A 4,722-nucleotide genomic window follows, 5' to 3' on the forward strand; every position below is an offset into this window, starting at 1 on the left:
CGGTCATCGACACCGAGCTGCTCTGACCGCTCCGCGCGTCACCGCGGCCGGGCCGCCTCCGGAGGCCAGGCGCCGGGGGTGAGGACGCCCAGGGCGTAGGCGCGGGCCACCAGGGCGGTGCGGTTGGGCAGTTGCCAGCGGCGGGTGAGCCGGGCGAGGTGGTAGTTGACGCCGTCCGCGGTGAGCCCGATCTCCTTGGCGATCCGGGCGGTGGTGGCGCCCCGGGCGGCCGCGGCGAGAATACGGGCCTCGATCGCACTGACCGCGGCGCTCGGGTCGGGTGCCGGGCAAGCGGGCCGGACGGCGGGTTCGTCCAGGGCGTGCAGCGAGAGCAGCAGGTTCGGGGTCTGCTCCGGGGTGTCGCTGACCAGGTCGACGGTCATCTCGCCGTGGCGCTCGCCGCCGCCGGAAGGCCTCCAGGACACCCTGGCCGGATACTGCGAGCGGCGGTGCAGCCGGACGGCCTCGGCGAGCGCCTGCAGGGTGGCGCTGTCCCGCAAGGTGAAGAACTCCAGGATCCGGCGGTTGCGCAACTGTCCCGGCAGCATGCCGAATTCGGCCGCCATCGCGCGGTTGACGATCAGGATCCCGCCGCCCCACGCCACCACGGCGATGGGCAGCGGCACATGGTCCAGCAGACGCAGCGCCCGGTTGCGCCAGATCACCGCGGCGTCCAGCCGGGTGCCCGGCGCCGGACCGCAGCCGTCGGTCGGTCGCATGCTCCGCTCTCCTCCCGCGGCAGCCGCCCGCATCAGATCTGACGGGTCGTGGGCAAGTCTCCGGATGCCGCTGCCACTACACAATCATGTAGTGATCGTTGCCGTGCGCATGTCCCGGGGGCGCAGAGTGGAGGAGTCGAGAACTTTCCTTGGGAGGGACCAAGCGATGACCGAAACCACGACCGACGCCGTGCCGACTCCACCGACCGCGGCGCCGACCCGGGCCCAGAACGTCCCCCTGGTGGACATCTCCGCGCTGCCGCCGGTCTCCACCCCCGTGCTGCGGACCATCGAGCTGGTCAGAGAGCATGGCCCGGCCTTCGTCCAGCGGCTGCACGGACGGGACACCGTGCTGGTCAGCAGCCTGGAGCTGGTGGAGGAGCTGGCGGACGAGGAGCGGTTCCGCAAGGCCGTCGGCCCGGCGCTGGAGAACGTCCGCGAGTTCACCGGCGACGGCCTGTTCACCGCCTACAACGAGGAGCCCAACTGGGCCCGGGCGCACGACATCCTGATGCCCGCCTTCGCGCTCGGCTCGATGCGCACCTACCACCCGGTGATGCTGCGGGTGGCCCGCCGGCTGATCGGCTCCTGGGACCGCCGCGCGGCCGCCGGGCTGACGGTGGACGTGCCCGACGCCATGACCAGGATGACCCTGGACACCATCGGGCTGGCCGGGTTCGGCTTCGACTTCGGCTCCTTCGAAAGGGACGATCTGCACCCGTTCGTCGAGGCGATGGTGCGCTGCCTGGAGTGGGCGATGACCAAGCTCACCCGCGACCCGGAGCTCGACCACAGCGAGCGCGACGCCGCATTCCGCGCCGACGCCGACTACCTGGCCGGGGTGGTGGACGAGGTGATCACCGCCCGCGCCGAAAGCGGCGAGCAGGGCCCGGCCGAGGACCTGCTCGGGCTGATGCTGGGTGCGGTGCACCCCGTCGACGGCACCCGGCTGGACATCGAGAACATCCGCAACCAGGTGATCACCTTCCTGATCGCCGGTCACGAGACCACCTCGGGCGCGCTCTCCTTCGCGCTGTACTACCTGTCCAAGCACCCTTCCGAACTCCGGCGCCTCCAGCGGGAGGTGGATGCGCTCTGGGGTGACCAGGCCGACCCGGAGCCCTCGTACGAGGACGTCGGACGGCTGCGCCGCACCCGCCAGGTGCTCAACGAGGCACTGCGGCTGTGGCCGACGGCGCCCCAGTTCAGCCGGGAGGCGCGCGAGGAGACCCTGCTGGGCGGGCGGATCCCCGTTCGCCCCGGGCAGCCGATCTTCGTGGTGACCCCGATGCTGCACCGCGACCCGGCCTGGGGCGACAACCCGGAGCTGTTCGACCCGTCCCGGTTCGACCCCGAGCGGGAGGAGGCGCGCTCGCCGCACGCCTTCAAGCCCTTCGGCACCGGCGAACGCGCCTGCATCGGGCGGCAGTTCGCGCTGCACGAGGCGACCATGCTGCTGGCCATGCTGGTCCACCGCTACCGGCTGATCGGCCACGCCGACTACCGGCTGGCCCTCAAGCAGACCCTCACCATCAAGCCCGACGGGTTCACCCTCGCCCTCGCCCCGCGCACCCCCGCGCCGGTGGCGCAGGCGGTCCGGAGCGCGGGCCCGGCCGCGCGCTCCGAGCTGCCCGGCCGGGTCCGCCAGGGCACCGGTCTGCTGCTCCTGCACGGTTCCAACTACGGCGCCTGCCGCGAGTTCTCGCGCCAACTCGCGGACGTCGCCGGCGAACTCGGCTGCGCCACCGAGGTCACCCCGCTGGACGCCTACGCGGACGGGCTGCCCACCGACCGGCCGGTGGTGATCACCGCCGCCTCCTACAACGGGCAGCCGACCGACGACGCGGCCGTGTTCGTCCGCCGCCTCCAGGAGGAGGGGAGCGCGGACGGCGTCGAGTACGCGGTGCTCGGCATCGGCGACCGCACGTACGCCGCCACCTACCAGCGCGTCCCCGCCCTGATCGACGACCGGCTCGCCGCCCTCGGCGGCACCCGGCTGCTCGCCCGCGCCGAGGCCGACGCCTCCGGCGACCTGGCCGGTGCCGTCCGGGCGTTCACCGAGGCGCTGGGCGTCGCCCTGCTGGAGCGCTACGGGGACGCGGACGCCCCGGCGGTGCGGCAGGAGGAGACCGCGTACACGGTGACCGAGCTGGTCGGCGGCCCGCTGGACGCGCTGGCCGCCCGGCACGGCATGGGCGAGCTGACCGTCACCGCCGTCGACAGCTTGACCGACCCCGACTACCACCGGGTCAAGCGGCTGGTCCGGCTGGCCCTGCCGGAGGGGGTGGAGTACCGGACCGCCGACCACCTCACCGTGCTCCCGGCCAACGACCCGGAGCTGGTCGAGCGCGCCGCCAAGCTGTTCGGCGTCGAGCTCGACACGGTGCTCTCCGTCGTGGGGCACCGGCGCACCGGCCTGGCCGTGGACCGCCCGCTGACGGTGCGCGAACTGCTCACCCACCACGTCGAGTTGCAGGACCGCCCGACCGCCGGGCAGCGTGCCGTACTGGCCGGGCTCAACCCCTGCCCGCCCGAGCAGGCCGCCCTGCGGGCGCTGCCCGCGGACGACCCGCGCACCCTGCTGGACCTGATCGAGGACCACCCGGCGCTGCGGGAGCGGCTGAGCTGGCCGGTGCTGCTGGAGCTGCTGCCGCCGATCCGGCCCCGGCACTACTCGATCTCCTCCTCGCCCGCCGGCGACGCGGGCCGGGTCGACCTGATGGTCTCCGTGCTGAGCGCGCCGGCCCGCTCGGGCCGGGGGACCTTCCGGGGCACCGGCTCCGGCTACCTCGACCGGGTGGCCGTCGGGGACACCGTGCGGGCCCGGGTGCAGCCGTGCCGGGAGGTGTTCCGGATCGGCCACGACACCCCGGTGATCATGATCGCGGCCGGTACCGGCCTGGCGCCCTTCCGCGGGGCCGTCGCCGACCGGTGCGCGCTCCTCGACGGCGGGGCGGAACTCGCCCCGGCCCTGCTGTACTTCGGCTGCGACGACCCGGAGGCGGACTACCTGCACCGGGCCGAACTGGAGGCGGCCCAGGGGGTCGGCGCGGTCTCGATGCGGCCCGCGTTCAGCGAGCGGCCGGTGGACGGGCAGCGCTTCGTCCAGGACCGCGTCGCCGTCGAGGCGGCGGAGGTCTGGGAGCTGCTCGCGGCCGGCGCCAAGGTGTACGTGTGCGGCGACGGCGCCCGGATGGCGCCGGGCGTGCGGGACGCGTTCCGGGCGCTCTTCCGGCAGCACACGCCCGGGGCGGACGAGCAGCAGGCGCGGGACTGGCTGCAGCGGCTGGTCGAGGGCGGCCGCTACGTCGAGGACGTGTACGCAGGCTGAAACGGGCCGTCCGCCCGCCGCGAGGTGCGGCGGGCGGACGGCTTCGGGCCTGGGGCCGGCTCCGGGTTCGGCTCAGGGGAGGTCAGTACACGGCCACCTTGTACTTGGCGAGCGCCGCGTTGACCGGCTGGTAGAAGGTCGTCCCGCCCACGGTGCAGTCGCCGCTGCCGCCGGACGTGAGCCCGAGCGCCTTGCTGCCCTCGTACAGCGGTCCGCCCGAGTCGCCGGGCTCGGCGCAGACGTCGGTCTGGATCAGGCCGCGGACGGTGCCGCCGTCGCTGTAGCGCACGGTGGCGTTGAGGCCGGTGACCGTGCCGGAGTGGGTGCCGCTGGTCGAGCCGGTGCGGGTGACCTGCTCGCCGATGTAGGAGTCCGGGGCGGAGGTGAAGCCGCCGGGGCGCTCCAGCGCGTTGTCGTCGTACCGGACCAGCGCGTAGTCGTGGCCCGGGAAGGTGGAGCTGTCGGTCGGCCCGATCAGCGTGGTGTGGTCCTTGTCGGTGTACCAGGTGCCGGCGACGTTCCCGCAGTGGCCGGCGGTGAGGAAGTAGTGGGTGTTCCCGCTCGACACGTTGAAACCGAGCGAGCAGCGGTACTTGCCGCCGTAGACGGCGTCGCCCGCGGCGAGCAACGGGGTGAAGGCCCCGGCGACGCGGTGGATGGTCAGGGTGTCGG

At 73.8% G+C, this 4,722-nt stretch carries 3 protein-coding genes; 1 reads left to right on the forward strand and 2 read right to left on the reverse strand.

Annotated elements, in window-relative coordinates; translation table 11 throughout:
- Positions 1–38 precede the first annotated feature (38 nt).
- Positions 39–719: a LuxR C-terminal-related transcriptional regulator gene (locus ACFQ87_RS44340; protein WP_380616729.1), complete on the reverse strand. Its 681-nt coding sequence runs from the start codon at positions 717–719 to the stop codon at positions 39–41.
- Positions 720–885: 166 nt separating this feature from the next.
- Here ACFQ87_RS44340 and ACFQ87_RS44345 point away from each other — a divergent pair, with 166 nt between their 5' ends.
- Entirely contained in the window at positions 886–4,050 is a 3,165-nt protein-coding gene (locus ACFQ87_RS44345) for a bifunctional cytochrome P450/NADPH--P450 reductase (protein ID WP_380616730.1), read from the forward strand.
- Positions 4,051–4,132: 82 nt separating this feature from the next.
- Here the strand turns inward: ACFQ87_RS44345 and ACFQ87_RS44350 are convergent.
- Positions 4,133–4,722: S1 family peptidase (locus tag ACFQ87_RS44350; RefSeq protein WP_380616731.1), on the reverse strand; the 590-nt coding region annotated here is incomplete at its 5' end.

The sequence above is a fragment of the Kitasatospora sp. NPDC056531 genome (genome assembly GCF_042794375.1).
In the GTDB taxonomy this organism is placed as follows: Bacteria; Actinomycetota; Actinomycetes; order Streptomycetales; family Streptomycetaceae; genus Kitasatospora.